The sequence below is a fragment of the Okeania sp. SIO1H4 genome (genome assembly GCF_010672695.1).
In the GTDB taxonomy this organism is placed as follows: Bacteria; Cyanobacteriota; Cyanobacteriia; order Cyanobacteriales; family Microcoleaceae; genus Okeania; species Okeania hirsuta.
This window is the reverse complement of sequence record NZ_JAAHGB010000105.1, coordinates 1-18,218: the sequence shown is the minus strand read 5'-3', so window position 1 is coordinate 18,218 and position 18,218 is coordinate 1. Positions and strand designations below refer to the sequence as shown.

15 protein-coding genes and 2 pseudogenes are annotated in these 18,218 nt (G+C 38.4%); 8 read left to right on the top strand and 9 right to left on the bottom strand.

The genetic code is table 11. The annotated features are described in order from the left end of the window. Positions 1 to 329 precede the first annotated feature (329 nt). The 5 genes from ccsB (at position 330) to F6K06_RS31320 (ending at position 6,614) form a co-directional block, all read left to right on the top strand. The gene (ccsB, locus tag F6K06_RS31340; RefSeq protein ID WP_124144770.1) at positions 330 to 1,385 is read left to right on the top strand and encodes a c-type cytochrome biogenesis protein CcsB; all 1,056 of its coding nucleotides are present in this window, start codon (positions 330 to 332) and stop codon (positions 1,383 to 1,385) included. A gap of 448 nt (positions 1,386 to 1,833) precedes the next feature. Further along, entirely contained in the window at positions 1,834 to 2,163 is a 330-nt protein-coding gene (locus tag F6K06_RS31335; RefSeq protein WP_124144769.1) for a KGK domain-containing protein, read from the top strand. A 535-nt stretch (positions 2,164 to 2,698) separates the two neighbouring features. Next, entirely contained in the window at positions 2,699 to 2,827 is a 129-nt protein-coding gene (locus F6K06_RS31330; RefSeq protein ID WP_275670361.1) for a hypothetical protein, read from the top strand. 223 nt (positions 2,828 to 3,050) lie between these two features. After that, the gene (locus tag F6K06_RS31325; RefSeq protein WP_287309023.1) at positions 3,051 to 5,399 is read left to right on the top strand and encodes a DNA phosphorothioation-associated putative methyltransferase; all 2,349 of its coding nucleotides are present in this window, start codon (positions 3,051 to 3,053) and stop codon (positions 5,397 to 5,399) included. 639 nt (positions 5,400 to 6,038) lie between these two features. Continuing rightward, complete coding sequence (locus tag F6K06_RS31320) at positions 6,039 to 6,614, top strand: rhomboid family intramembrane serine protease (protein WP_124144768.1); 576 nt, start codon at positions 6,039 to 6,041, stop codon at positions 6,612 to 6,614. Between the two features lie 252 nt (positions 6,615 to 6,866). Here F6K06_RS31320 and F6K06_RS31315 read toward each other — a convergent pair whose 3' ends face one another. Further along, positions 6,867 to 7,037, bottom strand: a complete 171-nt coding sequence (locus tag F6K06_RS31315; RefSeq protein ID WP_161564493.1) for a hypothetical protein — start codon at positions 7,035 to 7,037, stop codon at positions 6,867 to 6,869. A gap of 25 nt (positions 7,038 to 7,062) precedes the next feature. On the opposite strand from F6K06_RS31315, the gene F6K06_RS31310 reads away from it, so the two are divergent. Both F6K06_RS31310 and F6K06_RS31305 read left to right on the top strand, forming a co-directional pair. Next, positions 7,063 to 7,389 (top strand): hypothetical protein, encoded by a 327-nt coding sequence (locus F6K06_RS31310; protein WP_124144767.1) that lies wholly within the window; start codon positions 7,063 to 7,065, stop codon positions 7,387 to 7,389. Between the two features lie 4 nt (positions 7,390 to 7,393). Then, positions 7,394 to 7,891, top strand: a complete 498-nt coding sequence (locus F6K06_RS31305) for a pyridoxamine 5'-phosphate oxidase family protein (protein ID WP_124144766.1) — start codon at positions 7,394 to 7,396, stop codon at positions 7,889 to 7,891. 158 nt (positions 7,892 to 8,049) lie between these two features. Here F6K06_RS31305 and F6K06_RS31300 read toward each other — a convergent pair whose 3' ends face one another. From F6K06_RS31300 to F6K06_RS31290, 3 genes and pseudogenes are all read right to left on the bottom strand, one after another. After that, complete coding sequence (locus F6K06_RS31300) at positions 8,050 to 8,277, bottom strand: hypothetical protein (RefSeq protein WP_124144765.1); 228 nt, start codon at positions 8,275 to 8,277, stop codon at positions 8,050 to 8,052. Beyond that, positions 8,274 to 10,079, bottom strand: coding sequence for a S8 family peptidase (locus tag F6K06_RS31295; RefSeq protein WP_124144764.1), 1,806 nt, complete (start codon positions 10,077 to 10,079; stop codon positions 8,274 to 8,276). The genes F6K06_RS31300 and F6K06_RS31295 overlap by 4 nt, the downstream gene beginning before the upstream one ends. Before the next feature lie 463 nt (positions 10,080 to 10,542). Beyond that, positions 10,543 to 11,132: pseudogene (locus F6K06_RS31290) on the bottom strand (aminotransferase class III-fold pyridoxal phosphate-dependent enzyme). A gap of 419 nt (positions 11,133 to 11,551) precedes the next feature. On the opposite strand from F6K06_RS31290, the gene F6K06_RS31285 reads away from it, so the two are divergent. Beyond that, positions 11,552 to 12,265: a Sir2 family NAD-dependent protein deacetylase gene (locus tag F6K06_RS31285; protein ID WP_240038931.1), complete on the top strand. Its 714-nt coding sequence runs from the start codon at positions 11,552 to 11,554 to the stop codon at positions 12,263 to 12,265. Between the two features lie 96 nt (positions 12,266 to 12,361). On the opposite strand, the gene F6K06_RS31280 is transcribed toward F6K06_RS31285, so the two are convergent. The 5 genes and pseudogenes from F6K06_RS31280 to F6K06_RS31260 form a co-directional block, all read right to left on the bottom strand. Then, on the bottom strand, positions 12,362 to 13,522 hold the full coding sequence (locus tag F6K06_RS31280) for a Xaa-Pro peptidase family protein (RefSeq protein ID WP_124144760.1): 1,161 nt from the start codon (positions 13,520 to 13,522) through the stop codon (positions 12,362 to 12,364). Positions 13,523 to 14,074: 552 nt separating this feature from the next. Continuing rightward, positions 14,075 to 14,824: a class I SAM-dependent methyltransferase gene (locus F6K06_RS31275; RefSeq protein WP_124155222.1), complete on the bottom strand. Its 750-nt coding sequence runs from the start codon at positions 14,822 to 14,824 to the stop codon at positions 14,075 to 14,077. Positions 14,825 to 15,242: 418 nt separating this feature from the next. Next, positions 15,243 to 16,400, bottom strand: a complete 1,158-nt coding sequence (locus tag F6K06_RS31270) for an ectoine synthase (RefSeq protein ID WP_287244996.1) — start codon at positions 16,398 to 16,400, stop codon at positions 15,243 to 15,245. Beyond that, a complete protein-coding gene (ectB, locus tag F6K06_RS31265; RefSeq protein WP_287244994.1) occupies positions 16,397 to 17,845 on the bottom strand; it encodes a diaminobutyrate--2-oxoglutarate transaminase in 1,449 nt (482 codons plus the stop codon). Before ectB ends, F6K06_RS31270 begins: the two co-directional genes overlap by 4 nt. 41 nt (positions 17,846 to 17,886) lie before the next feature. After that, positions 17,887 to 18,218 (bottom strand): annotated as a pseudogene (locus F6K06_RS31260) (hypothetical protein); the annotation flags it as partial.

Genomic DNA, 18,218 nt, shown 5'->3' with positions numbered 1-18,218 from the left:
TGAAAAAATGACTCGAAGGAATCTTATTGATGAGTTGGAGAGAGTTGTTCATTCCCTTCAAGAAAGTTATTTAGATATTTGTTTTGGTGGAGAAATTGAACCAGACCCATCCTATGATCTTCAGGATGATAAATAATGTGAGAAACGAAGATAATTCCAGATTTGATTTCTAATACAATCACCGATTAGTTAGTGTAATACTTACGCTAACCACTTTTTCTTTTTGTCCAAAGTCCAATACTAAGATACTTGATATTTTCTTAACCTTGCCAATAGTCGTTAGGATCGAGAATATAAATAAACTGAAATACATCATTGGAGAAAAATAAATGGATCTAGTCAGACTCCAAAATTCATTGGACAATATCTCGTTTGCCATCTTGTTTGCCACAATGCTAATTTATTGGGTAGGTGCCGCTTTTCCTCGTATCCCCTATCTCTCGGTCTTGGGTTCTACCGGAATGGTGACCGCTAATCTCTGTATTGCAACCCTATTAGGAGCACGTTGGCTAGAAGCTGGCTATTTTCCCATTAGTAATTTGTACGAATCTCTATTTTTCCTGACTTGGGGACTTACTACTATTCACCTCATAGCTGAAAATATGAGTGGAAGTCGCCTGGTGGGAGTTTTTACATCTCCCTTGGCAATGGGTATTACTGCTTTTGCGGCCCTAACTTTGCCCTCCGGTATGCAGTTATCAGAACCTCTTGTGCCTGCTCTAAAATCTAATTGGTTGATGATGCACGTCAGTGTCATGATGTTGAGCTATGCAACTTTGATGGTGGGGTCTTTACTGGCGATCGCTTTTCTCATTGTTACCAGTGGCCAAAAAGTAGAACTTAGTGGCAGTTCCTTTGGCACTCGTTCTTATAGAAATAATCATTCTGTGAAGCTCTCAAAAAATTTGCAACTTCAAACAGAGGGAGCTAGTCTGAATCAAATTGAGGACAACCATCAATCTTCTCCTCTATCTACAACAAATGGCCACAGGCAAACTGCTGTCTTAGAAATGGCTAGACCTACTCAAGCAGTTGAGACAGAAGTAACTCTTTCTCCTCAACGTTTGAGTATTGCCCAAACTTTAGATAATATTAGTTATCGTATTATTGGCTTAGGATTTCCTTTACTGACTATTGGGATTATTGCTGGAGCAGTTTGGGCAAATGAAGCTTGGGGTTCTTATTGGAGTTGGGACCCGAAGGAAACTTGGGCTTTGATTACTTGGTTGGTATTTGCTGCCTATCTCCATGCGCGTATTACTAGAGGATGGCAAGGACGACGACCTGCTATTTTGGCTGCTACCGGATTTGTTGTAGTCTGGGTATGTTATTTAGGAGTAAATCTTTTGGGTAAAGGTTTACATTCCTATGGATGGTTTTTTTAAATTGCTTTACTCGTTTAGCTACGAGAAATGAAGGCGCAGCATTCAGTAAGAAAGGAAGAATAAAGAGAAAGGAGGAAAGTAAAGAGTCGGGAGTAGGAAGCAGTTATTATTACTCAGATTCTACAGGTCAATTTGTCACATAAAAAGTACCACAGACATCAGTGGGTTGATCAGTATTTATACTCTATAAATCCTCATAATTTAACTGAGACGGGAGCCAAATTATGAGGAATAAATTAAGCATAAATATTTGATGGAGCCAGATAATTAGCCAGCATCATTACCCTACTGACTAATGATTGATGAATAATGACTACTGACTAATTGCCTTTTATACTAGGCTTTGAAGTGCGGAATGTAGGTAATAAGATTTCTTATTCTCGTTTTTTAAATCACTTTTTAAATTAACTTCCTTTCTTCGTTAAAAATAAATCTAGGATAATTAAATATGGAAACTGAAGTGACTTTACTAAATAATGATGATGTTTTGTCTACAAGTGCTAGTCTTTTGATGTTTCAATGTACATTTCAAGTCAGTGAATATATAACGATGATTTTAGCTAGGTTGGAGTCGGAAAATTTATTTGATGATGGGCTAGAATGTCAATTATTAAGACCTGGTGATTATTGGAGAAAAGGAAAAGTAAAATTTCGTTTAGAATTTTTTACAGAAACTGAAGAAGAGTTATATGAAGCTGTCGATCCTATTTCTCAACCCTCAGCTTACTCCATACTAACTTCTGATGAACAGCCACAGAATGTAGGAATGTGGAGTTAATGCAATTTTTTCAACAATTAATAATAGGCATAGACGTGAAAAAGATATAAATTTTTTTCTGGGATGGGGAACAGGGAATAGGGAGTAGGCAAGATATTTTGATAAACTAAGGTACAGAAAATGATTGATTTTGTGAGTTTGAAAACTCTATTTATTTCCTATAAATTGGTTAAATAAAATGCTTATTTATTTTCCACTTAATAATTAATTAGACAAAGGCAACAGCTAAAAGCATGTAGAAAACAAATATTTTGTAGTTTAACAGATTGAAAAATACTCTAAATAAATTAGTAGGGAACAGGGAACAGGGAATAGGCAAGATATTTTGATAAAAAAAGGTACGAAAAATGATTGATTTTGTGAGTTTGAAAACTCTATTTATTTCCTATAAATTGGTTAAATAAAATGCTTATTTATTTTCCACTTAATAATTAATTAGACAAAGGCAACAGGCAACAGCGGGTAGAAAACAAATATTTTGTATTAAAATGCAAAATTAATTTCTAAGTTTCATAGAATAATATTTTAATCAGAGTTGACTGTAGATCGAGATAGACAAGTTATTGAAGAAGGCAGAAGGCAGAAGGAAGAAGGCTTTAGTTATCTAGGAGAGAAGGAAGAAGGAAAAAATAATTCTGTGCCACCTCACATAAAATTGGTATAATACCAATTTGATAAATATTTGCTACAAATAACTAGGTTATTTCTTAAGGAGTCCGTCGTCAGTGGTCAGAATGAATAGCTTTAATACCATTTATTAGGTCGGAATTTATCTTTTTATTCCAAGGGACATCTCTTGCATGTGTCTTTTAACTGCCCTTATTATTTGTAACATTCTTTTTCCATGCTTGGTATAATACCTAATACCTAACACCTAATACCTAATTTTGATAGAAAACAGGAAAGAGAGATTTCTAGCAAATATTTATTCAAATAGCATTAGAGATATTTTAGCAATGGAAGATGAAGATAATTTTCAAGAAAAACGTTGCTCTGAACTTTTACTATATCTGGCTTTAAATATAGAAGACTTCCAAATATTACCCAAAATCCAATTAGAAACAGACCTACCTCAGACAATTATAGACGGGATAAGAAAGTATTTTTTAACTTATCAATCTGCCTGTAAATATGCTAACCAGATGTTCCTAGAAATTTACCAATCTGGTGCAATAAAAAAATACTGTCAACAAAGCAAAATAGGTAAAAAATTACCCACTGCTTTTTATATTCATACCTCAGCCTTAGCACAACTTCATCCTTTACTACAACTCTACGAAAATTTAGCTCATCGTTTATATCTCAAAGCAACTTCTCAGCAGAAAGACAAACGAAAAACCACCACATTAATTAAATTTAACTTTGATAAACCAACAATTTCTTATCTCCACTATCCAGACTTCGATACCGACCCCCATCCAGCTTTAAAAACTAGCATTTCCATTAACATGAATAGTGGAAATATTGAATATAGAAACTACGACAATAGTAAAAACCCCCCTGTGCTACATCGCAAAGAAACCTTTGTGAATACTGACTATCCCCACTACAAAAAATTTGCTAAATTGACCAGTGCTGAAGTTAAATTAGGACTGTTAGATAATACTCGCTTAATTGGTACTCGCCAAGGATGGTTCACACACCTAAAAAATCATGGAATTGAAATTAAAGACCATCATGTAATTCAACATACTATTGAAATACCCGTTCCCAAAATAGAACGCCATAAAGCAGCGATCGCTCGTAAAAAAATTTCTAAACCAGTACGTTTAGGTTTAGAAGCAAATCTATTTACAGAAGGTACAACCTTTTTTGATTATGGTTGTGGTTACGGTGGGGATATTAAACATATTGCTCAAAAAGGTTATCAAAGTGCAGGATGGGACCCCCATTATTTGCCCGATAATACTTGTATAACTGCTGATATTGTTAATCTTGGTTATGTAATTAATGTAATTGAATCTTTAGCAGAACGTAGGGAGGCTTTGATTAAAGCCTGGGGGTTGACTAAAGAGGTTTTAATTGTTTCTGCAATGGTATTAATTAATGACCATAAAACCCAGAATAAACTTGCTTATGGAGATGGGATAATTACATCTCGTAATACTTTTCAGAAATATTACGAGCAGGAAGAATTAAAGTCTTACATTGACCAAGTTTTGAATGTAGATTCTATACCTATAGATTTAGGTATTTTCCTTGTGTTTAAAGATGAAAAACAGGGGCAAAAATTTCGAGCATCTCGATTAAAAACTCGTTTATCTACCCCTAGAATTAACTCCAAAAATCAGAAGTTTGTAGATTATGAAGAACAGCTTATACCTCTGATGAATTTTATGAGCGATCGCGGTCGTCTTCCGGTCAGAGGAGAAATTGCTGAAGAGGCAGATTTAATTGCAGAATTTGGTAGTTTTCGTCGTGCCTTTCGAGTAATTATGCAAGCTACAAACTCTGTAGAATGGGACCAGATAACTGATAAACGTCGCCAAGATTTATTAGTATATTTAGCCTTGAGTAAATTTGGCAACCGTCCTAAATTTTCCCAATTAGCAGAAGTAGTCAGAAATGATATTAAAGCTTTATTTGGTAGTTATAACCAAGCCTGTATATTAGCAGATTTAATGTTATTTAGTTTAGGTGATTCTGAATTAATTAGTAAATGTTGTAAAAATAGTTCTATTGGTTATAAATTTTCTAATTCTCTGTTAGTTCATGTTTCTGTTGTAGCAAAACTCGATCCGTTATTACGACTTTATGAAGGTTGTGCTAATCGTACAATTGGTAGATTAAATGAGGCAACTATCATTAAATTTAATACAAAACTACCGATAATATCCTATTTATTTTATCCAGACTTTGACACAGAAGCTCACCCAGTTTTGCATACAAGTATGAACATTGATTTACGAGATTTAAGTGTCAGTTATCAGAGTTATACAAATGAATATAATCCGCCAATTTTACATAGAAAAGATGCTTTAGTAACACCAGATTATCCAGACTATGAAAAATTTGCTAAACTCACACAACAAGAAGAAGATAGAGGACTATTAAATGATTTGAAAAGTATTCAAAACCGAATTAATTGGCTCAAATGTTTAGAAGAAAATTGTACAGAAATTAAAGGTCATCGTGTTTATTGGCAAACTAATGTTGACCCTTATCGCTTAAAAATATTAAAATCTGCTCATGCTACTAGAAAACGAGAAAGAAAAAAACAACTAAATCAGGAATGAATAAGCTATTGACTGAAGATGTTTTATAGACATCTCCGAAAAAGAATAGACTTTTTGCAGAAGTAGGCAACAGGCAACAGGCAACAGGGAAGAAATTTATGAAAAAAGACACAAAAAATGATCCATAAGTGTAATTTCCACCAGATGTCTTATACCAATTTGAAAAAAGAGTGTTACGAATAGTAAGACCGAGAAAAAGACTTTATAGGAGATGTCCCTTTGACAAAGCGGTCGTTAGCGTAGCTTCCCGTAGGGTGGGATGGCGATCTTCGGAGCGGGTCTGCAAGAACGGGTCTCCTCGCCATATCCAATCGACCAAGAGAGCGGTGCGACCCCGCGACGACGCCAGTCGCACCTGGTAGCGCACCAAGAGAAAAAGATAATTTATGCCCTAAAAAATGGTATTAAAGTCATTCATTTTAACTCCTGAGGAGTGACTCCTGAGTCCTAAGAAATACCCTAGATATTTGTAGCAAACATTTATCAATTTGGTATTACATCGCGCTACGCATTAAGGTGTTTGACATGAATAGAAGCAGCAAACCCTTTTGTATTTCCCTGTTGCCTATTGCCTGTTGCCTTGCGCGTAGCGCTATAGTTTAAAATAGCTAAGAATAAGTCAACTATAACCAGAAACCAATGAATAAATTATTTGAAAAAATAAATACCCAAGTAACGATTTTAGGAAGTATTATTGCTATTCTTTGGATTGTACAAATTATTAATTCTGAATTTTTAGCAGGAAAATTGAACTATTATGGTGGAATTCATCCTCAAAGTTCTATAGGACTTAGTGGTATTTTTTTTGCTCCATTTCTGCATGGTAGTTATGCTCACTTAATGGCTAATATTGCCCCATTAATTATTCTCGGTTGGTTAATCATGTTACGGGGAGTAGGTGATTTTTTCTTTGTGAGTATCGTTACTATAATAGTTAGTGGTTTAGGTATTTGGTGTTTCGGTGCGCCTAATTCTATTCATATTGGTGCAAGTGGATTAATTTTTGGTTATTTCGGGTTTTTGCTACTCCGAAGTTTATTTGACTTCAGTATTTTATCAGTAATATTCGCCTTAACTGCTGGTTTCCTTTATAGTGGTTTAATCTGGGGTATTTTGCCTTCCGATCCTGATGTCTCTTGGGAAGCACACTTATTTGGTTTTTTGGGTGGGATATTCGCAGCTCAACTTTTAGGTAAACGTCGAAAAAATAGTTAAAGTAGAATTGGTAGGTATTGCATCAACAAAAGTGTGCAAATGATAATATAGTGCTTCATTGAGCTAACCACAACTACTTGTAAAAATTGATGAATTTTCATTGATTTATACTCCAAATCAAGTCAAAAGTCAAAATCATTGGTAAAAATTCCCCAATAAAATTGCCAATTAACCATAAAAAAATCAAAATTACTGGTAAAAATTCCCCAATAAAATTGCTAACTAACCATAAAAAAAGTCAAAAGTTAAAAGTTAAAAGTCAAAATTACTGGTGTACATTCCCGGCATAAAACACATAAATAATAAACCAATCTCCGGCACAATACCACCGAAATGTTTCAGAGTAAAAGCATGACCTAATTCATGGAGAAAAATCACCAACATAGTCGCAAAACCTAATACAATTTCTCCATGAAGTTGCACTTAATATGAGGAAAAGTTAAGGGTATTGGAAGAGGCGATCGCTCGGACGGAAAAGGAAGTTGCTGATGCTCGGACGAAGTTGCAATATCAGCTTGTGGTTCCGGATACGTTGGTTGCTCAGACTGATGCGGTGAAGGCTGAAATTGCTGATTTGGAGGCGAAGATTCAACAGTATCGTCAGCAGTCTGATGTTTTGAAGGCACAAGCTGATGATTATTATGCCCAAGCTAACCAGTATCGCCAACAGCAGCAACATCATACTAATATTGCTAATAACGCTTGGATAACGCGCAAAGGTCGTAGTGGACGATGGTATAATGTACAACTACCAGAAATTCATTTGAGAAATTGAAAAAATGCAGATCTCATCTCCCATCGATCAACTCACTGAAAAAGCAAAACAGGTACTCAATGAAATTACCTATCTCACCTTAGCAACAGTAGATAAAGAAGGACACCCTTGGAACTCACCTGTCTATTATGGTTTTGATGAAGATTACACATTTTATTGGTCATCATGGATAGAAAATCAGCACTCTCAAAATATTATTAATAATGGGCAGGTTTTTGCAGTTGTTTATGATTCAACAGCATTGAGTGGAGAGGGATTTGGTGTTTATTTCAAAGGTATAGCTGAAGTTATTGAGGCAGAAAACGAAATATTCAATAAAGCTATTGATAGTATCTACACAAAAAGTGGCAAACCAAAAAGAGACAAAAAATATTTTCTTGACTCAGGACCACGACGTTTATTTCGGTTTATGCCAAAAACTATTTGGGTTAATGTTAAAGAACCTTACGAGGATTATTTTCTTGATAAAAGAGTAGATATTACTCAAGAAATAAAGCAATAAAAAAAGCCCGTATTGCAGGCTTTTTGTAAATCTCAAAAAAAGGCACTACAGCAGTTTTCAGGTCAATAAATCACATTAAAAAAACGAAAACCCTGTAGAGACGTTGCATGCAACGTCCCTACCTTGTGGTTTACTCAAATGAAACCTGCTATAATTCACTATTCTAATACCTCAAAAGATTCAACTTCCAACACTGGACCAATCATTGCTAAAGTCATCACATCATCTCGGATCGTACCTGTAATGCTTACCTTCAGGTCAGACTTACATAGCTCAGTAGGAGCATCCTTCAACTCATAAGTTTCACCATTCTCAGTTACTAATGCCCAAGTGCCAGTACCAAAACCTTTCTTTTCCACAGTACCAGTTACCGTAATACTACTCATGCTAATTTGTCCTCTGTTCTAATTGCCAAACGTGCTAAACCTAAGCACAAAAACGCATTCACAACTAGGAAAATTTGAGCAGCAAAACCAGAACCTAATCCCCAAACTGCTGGATCGACAACTGCATTCACAGCCAAACAACTAGCAACACCAATAGTAGTACCGATCGCTAACCACTTCCATTGCTGATTTCCTAATAACAATACAATTAACAATGCTGGAATCAACACACTAGCAAAAATGGGATTCAAAATGCCACTACCTTGAATAGCTCCACCGACTTCAGGTAGGGAACTACCCATCACACGCATCGGCCATTGTGGTAAGTCGAAAACATAGAAACCACGGAGGAAAAATAACCCACTGCTACCAGCAACTAATCCTGTATGGAGAGGGAAACTCCAACTGAAAGGGAAATAATTCCGCAGAAACCAAGCTAATATATAAGACCCCAAGACCATTGCCAACTTCGGTAACAATGCCACAGCACCACCATCAAGCCAAAAACCAGGACTGAGATACCCATTATCATGCAACCACCGGAAGAAGTCGCGGAAAGTGATTTGACCTCTTATTGCCAACTTAACTGCCGCTGCTGCATCCAACTGACCTGCTCCAAAATGATTCAGTGGGTCTTCCTTAACAACTCTGGCAGATTTTTTGAGAATGTTGGCAATTTCCTCTGGGTCTTCAATACCACTAGCTTTGACTAATGCTGCCACACCCGCAACATGGGGAGATGCCATGCTTGTTCCTTGGAAGGAAGCAAATACACTCTTGCCATTTTCTGGGTTAATGGTTTCTTGCAAAATACCACCAGCTTCATTTTTACCAGAAGTGGAACCGCCAGGAGCAGAAATATCAACTCCTGCACCAAAATTAGAATAGGAAGCTTTTTCTCCAGTTGGGTCAGTGGCAGAGACACCGATAACATGGGGATAACGAGCGGGATAACTTGCTGAATTTTGCCCAGCGTTGCCCGCAGCAGCAATAATAACTACGCCTTTACTATGAGCATAGTTAATAGCTTCCTTCATTATTTGGCTTTCACCGCCACCACCAAGACTCATATTGATGATATCTGCACCATTGTCAGCAGCAAATTTGATAGATTCGGCAATATCGGAAACTGTACCACCGCCACTAGCAGATAATACTTTTAAGGGCATGATGCTAGCTTCATAGGCGATACCTGCTACGCCATATTCGTTATTGGTAGATTGGGCAATAGTCCCTGCAACGTGACTGCCGTGACCATTATCGTCGGTGGCTAAAGTCCGGTCGTTGACAAAATCGTAGCCAGCAACGAATTTAGTTTTTTCCAGGTCAGGAACTCTGGTGACTCCTGTATCAATTACCGCTACAGTTACGCCGTCGCCTTTCGTCTCATTCCATGCTTCCTCCACGTTGATGCTGCGGAGGTTCCATTGTTTCCCATACATAGGGTCGTTGGGAACGCCGTTCCCGCCTTCAAAGATGATGGCATTGGCGCTATAAACATAGTTTGGTTCTATGTATTCAGTATATTTGTTTAGAGAGTTTTTTAGTTCTTTGAGAAGTTGGCGATCGCCCTTGACAATATACACATTATCTGATAATGAAAATTCACTATTTAGACGAGGAGTGACTTGGTATTCATCGGAGATTGTCTTAATTTCATCGACAATTTTAGTAACTCCGATATCTTCACGGAAGTCTAACACAATTGAGTCATAGACTCCTTTATTGGCCAAACCTGTAAAGTTAGATAAGGCCCAACCAAGCCCAATTAAAAATAAGCAGACAAACAGAAATTTTTTCATTGTTTGAGAATCTACTATGAACTAAGGACTTTTTTACTACGATAGCTCAGAGTTGACAATATTGGACGGATAATATTATGGCGTTTCACAGAAGGTGTAGCAAGGAGGTTCATCCAAATATCTTAATTCATAGCTTGATTCACCAACACCAATAATGGGGTTGCATATTTGCAGGATGAATTATAGTTTTAGAGAAAGACGAAGTATAAAGACGGGATTTACCTTTTATGCAAAGATTTATCCCTTGGTTCAGCAACGTCGCCTTTTCGCAAAACTAGACAAAACTAAAAAATCTTATCAAGTAGACAAATCACCAAAAATGCTAATCCCTGTTCGAGCCAGGAGGATAAGTATATAGCTGAAGAATTTGATGTTTGTCAAAGTGTCAACATAGTCTAAATTAATTTTGGTAAAGGGGCTTATTAATCTTTTTTCATAGCTTGATTCACCAACACCACAATATTTACCTTTGGAAAACATAAAACTTATTGGATTGATCGACCCCTAGAGACTTAAACCCTACTTCAGTAATAAAAGCAGCAATGTTGCCACAAGTTGCTTGTTCAATCAAGTTTTTGACATCGTTAGCATATTTATCAGTGATATTATCATCGTCATGAGACCAATAACCGCGTTCAGGATCGGCATTGATAGCATGATGAATGCCAAAATTATGAGGAATGGGATATTTCCAGGTATTTTGTGAGGTTAACCCCATCGTTTGACCCGCCATGCCATGATAGCCATTACGAAGGGTAATAATATCAAAATTTTGAGTATAAACCCTGGCCATTAACATCGCCAAATCATTGGCTTCCGATCCAGAATTAACAAAATAGACCTTTGATAAATTACCAGGCATCTTATCCACTAACATCTTGGCATATTCTGCAATGGTAGGATGTAGATACAGTGTGCTGGAATGCTGCAATTTTCGGATTGTTCTTGTACTGCTTTGACAACAGAGGGATGACAATGACCTACACTAATAGTAGCGATTCCAGCAAAGGCATCTAAATACCGTTTTCCCGTCTCATCAAAAACATATTGCATCGAACCCTCAACAATCATAATGGGTTTTTGATAATAAGTGGAAACCACTGGGTTAATATATTCTCGTCTTAAATGAGCTACTTCTTGCAAAGAAGGGCCGTTATAGAGTTTTGGTTGATAATCGTATGAGGGAAGAGAGGGGATAATAGGTTGAGGTTTTTGATGAGTTGCCATAAACAATATGATTGTTAAATTTATTGATTTTGTACAGAAAGCAGCAGCATTATGTGTAACGGCTCCCATTCCAGCTCAAAGTACAGTAAGAGAAAAGGTTTACAAAAAAATAATGTCTAAATATGCCATAATGCACTGCTATGGTTAGTCTAAACTCCAGTTATTTAGTTTATTTCCAGAAATGTTCTAAAATTATAAGGCTGTTTTTTGTAAATATATCAATAATATGACGAATGGATAAGGTTATGAGTGCTGTCGCTGATTGTATTCTCCAGGCAGATTCTATTCTTTTCATTGCTGGAGCGGGTTTATCTGCAGACTCTGGGCTACCTACATATCGTGGTGTTGGTGCACTTTTTGAAGGTGTTCTCACTCAAGAAGGTATACCAATCGAAGAAGCAATGAGTAACAATATGTTACAAACTCGTCCTGAAGTAGCTTGGAAATATCTGTGGCAAATTGGAGAAGCTTGTTATAAAGCAAAATTCAATCGTGCTCATCAGGTAATTGCACAAATTGAGGCTTGGAAACCCAATACATGGGTATGGACTCTGAATGTAGACGGATTCGAGCGCGCTGCTGGAAGTAAAAACTTGATTGAAATACATGGACAACTCTCGGAACTATATTGTGTAGATTGTTCTTACAAGACAACTGCAGAAGAACTCCTCGCCGGATATAGTAAACCGATGGAGTTACCACCTATATGTCCAGCTTGTGGAGGATTAATTCGTCCTGATATGGAGTTATTTGGTGAAGATCATATGAGTTCTTCAGAAGAAACTTTCAAGATAGTAGAAAATATTTCCTTTGATCTGATTTTTTTGATCGGTATCTCCAGAGACTACCCATACATTACTAAACCTTTGTATAGAGCTAAGAGGTTAAACTTCCCCATAGTAGAAATTAATCCTGACTGGCTGGAGTTATTGGGCTTTAAGCGCTTCCAACGCACCTGACCTGACCCCCATTGATCCTCTCAGTCATGGGTGATCGATGGCTTATTTTGTGCTGAGAGTGTTACCCTAAAACCCCCTTTTTTGAACCACGCCAAATTATCGAATTTGTAGGGTTTCCGGAGAACGGTTTGTCAATATTTCGCAACCTGTATCTGTCAGAAGCGCTGTATTTGAAATGAAATAATCTCCTCGTCCTGTTTCCGTGAACCAGGAATGGAGGTGAAGAGCCATTCCAGCACGCAAAACTAAATCACCAGACCTACGAATTCCTGTGACGGCACTGCCACCTGTCCAGCTTGGAGGAAATCCAATACCGACCAGATACCCGCAGTGATGGCGATGGTAATCTCCGAGTCCAGCCTCTTCAGCAATGCCATGCCAGGCATCATAAACGTGTCCGACCGTGACCCCTGGTTGAATGGCATTGACGATGGATTGCATTCCTCGAATGGCCAACTCTGCGGCTTCCTCAGCTATAACAGGTGCTGATCCCACATAAACCAGGCGGCCCATGGGGGCCTGATACTTTCGATAGGCTGCGCCGATCTCGAGTAATACCGAATCGCCGTTTTCAAAAACATCCCCACGCCAGGTAGTGTGCTCGTCACCCGGCCTGCGTCGAGTAGAGCGAATAAACGGCCCAAATCCGGGATACTCACTACCTGCTAGTATCATGGCTCGATGACATTCCGCAGCCACTTCATAGTCACTGGCACCGGAATGCAACGCCTCAGTTGCGGCCAAAGTGCCAGAATCCGCCGCTATCGCTGCACGGCGAGTGTAATTCTGTTCCAAAGGCGACTGAACCATGCGCAATTCGTGTATCAGCGATGAGATGTCCGACCATTCAACACCCGGGAGTCCTTCTACTAGTTTTTCTGCAATATGTGCAGTCAGGAACAAGCTCTTTTTTTCGAGACCTAATCGTGCGCTTCCAAGACCTTCCTTTTTTATTATCGAGGCAAAAAACTCTCCCGAATCTTCTGTATCAGAATGACCTGCGAATCGAGTATTTCGCACCTGTTTCGAAACAGTGGCTTCTTCGATCGCTCGAGCTGCGATTGTGAGATCTCCGTTTAGAGGCACAATCAATACATGGCAAGCGAAGAAGCCCCAGTGATCGAGGCCAGTTAAATAATAGATATTTTCCGGGATGGTTACGATCAAACCATCCAGTTGGCGTTCTAGCATATTGGTGCGAACTGCCTTGAGCCGGTTGGCAAGCTCTTCTTGTGGAAATGGTTCATGAGTAGTCAAGGGTTATGTCCTCCTTTGGTCTCGACAGCGTTAGCTAGATCCTAGCATATAACAATGAAGTTGAAGCGCACCGACACCTTGACCGTTGTTGGGCAGTTAACAGGCGGTTTCGGTTCCAACGAGTAGTTGGGATGGCTAACCTACGTTTAGTGTTCCCAACTGCTAACATATGTATTAGCCATATGGCTGTTATGGCTAATCAGATCTGACAGTTTGTTGTATGGAGCTAACAGGTTAAACTTACCCATAGTAGAAATTAATCCTGCTGAGACTGTACTTTCAGAAATAGCTGATTACCATATCAGATCTACGCACATGCTTCAGACATTCTCGCTCCTCTCAAATTTAGTCATGGCAGGAACAGCATAGGGACAAATGGCCTTTCACCCCAACTGACTTAATATCTACTCAGGCTTAGTTGCTGCTATATTTTTGTAATGATTTTTGGAATGGTTATTCATTGTAATGCTGATTACCATATCATATCTACTCAAATTTAGTCATGGCAAGAACGTAGGGGCGAATGGCCATTCACCCCAACTGACTTAATATCTACTCAGGTTTAGTTGCTGTTATAAAAACCATGAGATCGTTAAATTTCAACACTGACTTATCCTGATATTTTTCTTCGATTTCCTTTAAACCTGCTGCCAATTCAGTATCATTAAATGTAGAAAGCATAGACATATAACGATTTTCTACCATTTCAAAATACTGATTTTTTGGCACTTCTAAAGGGTATTCAATCATATCCATATCAACAACAAAACCTACTTGCTGAAGTAAATTAATCATTTCTTGATAGCGAGGTTGGTTTTTTTCAAACAACTCTAGTGCTTTCGTAAATAAAGGATGCTCAATATCAGGTGGCCACAACAATAATAGAAAAATTCCCCCAGGAGTTAATCTTTGATATAAATTCTGGAATAGTATAAATTTTTCCTCTATATGATGGATAGCTTCTTTTAAGAAAATTTTGTTATAAATTCCTGGGTTTTTAGAGAATTTTACTCCATCCATTTCTATGGGATTTAATCGACTATTTGCCGGAATTTTTGCTAGCATTTCAGCAGAAGGATCGACGCAAATAATCGGGTGCTGTAATTGAATTTGATTGAGAATTTCTTGGCTATAAATTCCTGTTCCACAACCAATATCTGCCAAAGTATCTGTGGGAGTTAGGTGTAGATATTCGATGATTTTTTGAGTTGTGAATTTAATATATTCAGGAGAGTACGACCAGAGATTATCGAAAATCTTGGCGATATTTTTGTAATGATTTTCGGAAGTGTTATATATCATAATTAATATTTTTGCTCAAATTTTTGACAAAGTTTTGATGGGTGCATCTCAATTTTGAATAAAGCCAAAAAATTATTGCTTTTAGGGAACAGGCAACAGGGAACAGGGAATATATAGGAAAAAAGTATTTTTGCAAATATGAGATGCACCCCTTTTGATATTATAAAGAATTTAATTCCTGTTGTAAAATTGCTAATACTTGGGTTAAATTACCTGCAAGTAAAGCCTCTCGAACTAACCATAAACCAGGGAAATATTCACTATAAATAATACTTTTTTCATTGGGTTTAAGTTTAATATATTTCCCTTCTCTTAATTGTACCCACTCCCGTAATTATAAATTTGTCTATCTTACCATATATTGTTATCTCCCCCGATTTTTTTCACTCTCGTTATTTCCCAACAACTCTACTATTGCTTAAACTCCTTCAAAATGGTACTCGCCGCTCTCCAACTTTTGAATCGCAGCGGACTTGATTTCAGGCGGACATAAACGAAACACTTTCTTACCGGGATTCTCAAAGTTCCCTTGCCCTAAACTTTGCACCCCACCAGCCTTAAGAAAACAGAGCGCTTCCACCAACAGTTCTCCGCACAGTCGGTTGATAGCAGCCAGTAGTTGTGGGTAAGTGGCTCTTGGCTGTAGATATAACCTTTGTCTTGCAATTATCGGCCCGCTATCCACCCCTTCGTCGATGAAATGTACGGTAACGCCTTGGGGAAGATCGTGAACGATCGACCAAAGATAGGGATTATTCCCCCTAACAGTCGGCAAATATCCAGGATGCACATTGACAATACCCATATCGGGAATGTCTAGGATATTCTTGTTGCGGATAATCCGGGTATCCCCCAGCACAATCAAATCTGGGCACAACGCTGTCAGTAGTTCTTCAGATTGTGCGTCGTTATGATTGGCAGTCTCGACACAGCGAACATTGCGTCCAGCGAGAATCTCTGGCAGGGTTCGAGGCAATGGGGTTTCCGCTGCAATCTTTTGCAATTGCTTCTCAAGTTCCTGCCTACCTGCCGTAGCCAAATCAGAACATTCCTCAATCACGAGCGCAGGTTCCAATCCAGCCTGGATTAGGCGATCCAGCATATAATTTCCTCTGGGGTGTCCCTTAAGATTTAGGTAAGCAAAGGTCATGCGATCTTTTTTGCGGTTTACTGTGAATTGCCGTGCATCCGGATCTGCCTGGTAGGATCTGTCAGCAAGATGCACTTCTGGACTACTAAGGGGAGGGTTAAATACGCATATGATTCGCATATCCTTGCTAGCCCTGAGGTAATGCTCGTCATGTAGATTCAGCGCATACAGAGTACCGGGGGTGAGTTTATAAATATTTCCACTCTCAATAACTTCTATTTCACCTTCACCTTCCACACAATACAACGCCTCCAAATGATTTTTATAGCAGATATGTGTTTCTGTATTGGCAAATATAATGGTGTCATGAAAAGAGAATCCCATTCCATCCTCTTTCAAGAGTAACTGCCGACTCACCCAGTTTTTATTCTCAGCAAATACCTCATGTTCGGTTCCGATAATCTCTTGCAAACGACGTAAGATCATGCTTGTTCCTCTTGTAATTCAAACGATTGCTTAACTGATTTTTCAATAATATTGAGACCTTCAAGGAGCAACTCATCTTCAATGGTTAAAGGCGGCAGCAACTTTAGAACCTCATTGTACGGTCCGGCAGTCTCAATAATCAACCCCTGTTTAAAGGCGTTTTTGGATACTTTGCGGCCAAAGCCCTCTTCAGGAATTTTCAAGCCCTGGATCAATCCCTTCCCTCGAACTTCCATATTCATCTCTTTGTATTGGTTGGCTATATTTTGCAGCCTATCTTGTACAACCTGGCTTTTTCTAATTACCGCATCTTTTAAACCGTCATCTTTCCAATAATTCAACAAGGATATCGATGCAACAAAAGCCAGGTTGTTACCCCGAAAGGTGCCTGTATGCTCTCCCGGTTTCCACTGGTCATGTTCCGGCTTGATGAGTACCAAAGACATGGGAAGTCCACCACCGATCGATTTTGCCATCACTACAATATCTGGAGTAATTTCAGCATCTTCAAAACTGAAAAATGAGCCGCTTCTGCCGTTACCCACTTGGATATCATCTACGATCAGCAGAATGTCAAAGTCTATGCAGATCTGTTGAATCTCTTCCAGCCAATCCCTGCTGGCAACATTAACTCCACCCTCAGCCTGTATTGCTTCCAGGATGATGGCTGCAGGTATATCAATGCCACTGCTTGGGTCTTCAAGCATTCTTCTTAAGAAAGATGCTGTATTATGCTCAGGACCAAAATAGTTGTCATAGGGCATGAAGCTCACGCAGGCATCCTGTAAAGAGAAATTATTCCGATAGTATGAGTTGCCTGTAACACTCAGTGCGCCCTGAGTCAGGCCGTGGAATGCGTTGGTAAATGCGATAATGCCACGCCGTTTTTTTACGGTTCGACTGAGTTTTAGAGCAGCCTCGATTGCGTTCGCTCCTGTGGGACCAGTGAACTGCACTCTGTATTCAAGATTCCGAGGAGTTAGAATTAAATCTGAAAATTGTTCGAGAAACTCTTTTTTAGCGCGGGTCTCTTTGTCCAAGCTCAGAAGGATGCCATCCTCTTGCAAGTAAGCAATTAAAGCCGCACTTACTTCCGGCGGATTATGTCCGTAGTTTAGGCTTCCAGCACCAGCAAAAAAATCAATGTATCTTTTGCCTTCTTCACTGTAAAGCAAAGCATTCTTTGCCTTTTCAAAGACTGCGGGGAACGATCTGCTGTAAGTGCGTACATTGGATTCGAGTTTTTCAAAAATACTCATACTAATATCATGTCCGGTTGAACAGTTATAAATAAACGACGAAGGAGTCAGGAGACAGGAGACAGGAGACAGGAGGGTAGAAAGAATGAAGAAGGAGAAAGTTTTTTGATCACTAATTATCGGGACATGATATAACAATATATCATTTTCATTAAACGCCTGTAGTGGATTGGTTTCATAGTTCAAGCTACCCTACAAGATAAACTTGATCGAGCTGCTTACAAATTCTAGCCTATAAATTGTAAGGTGCTGTGAGGAAAAAGCCAGATCTTTGCGAATCCCAACACCGAAAAAAATAGACCAAAAAAGATTACTAATGCTCCAGCAATACGGTTCAAAACAACCAAATATATTTGGTTTAAGACTTTTTTCAGAAAACTGAGGAAAGTCACTAATATTAACCACCAAAGGGTTGAACCCATGAAAATACTTGATAGGATTACAGTTAATAAAAAAACTTCATTATAGTCAATCATATTAAAAATTTCTGACTCAGTTATTAGGATACTCGCTACGATTATACTTTTAGGATTTGTTAGGGCAAAAAGTGTCGATCCTA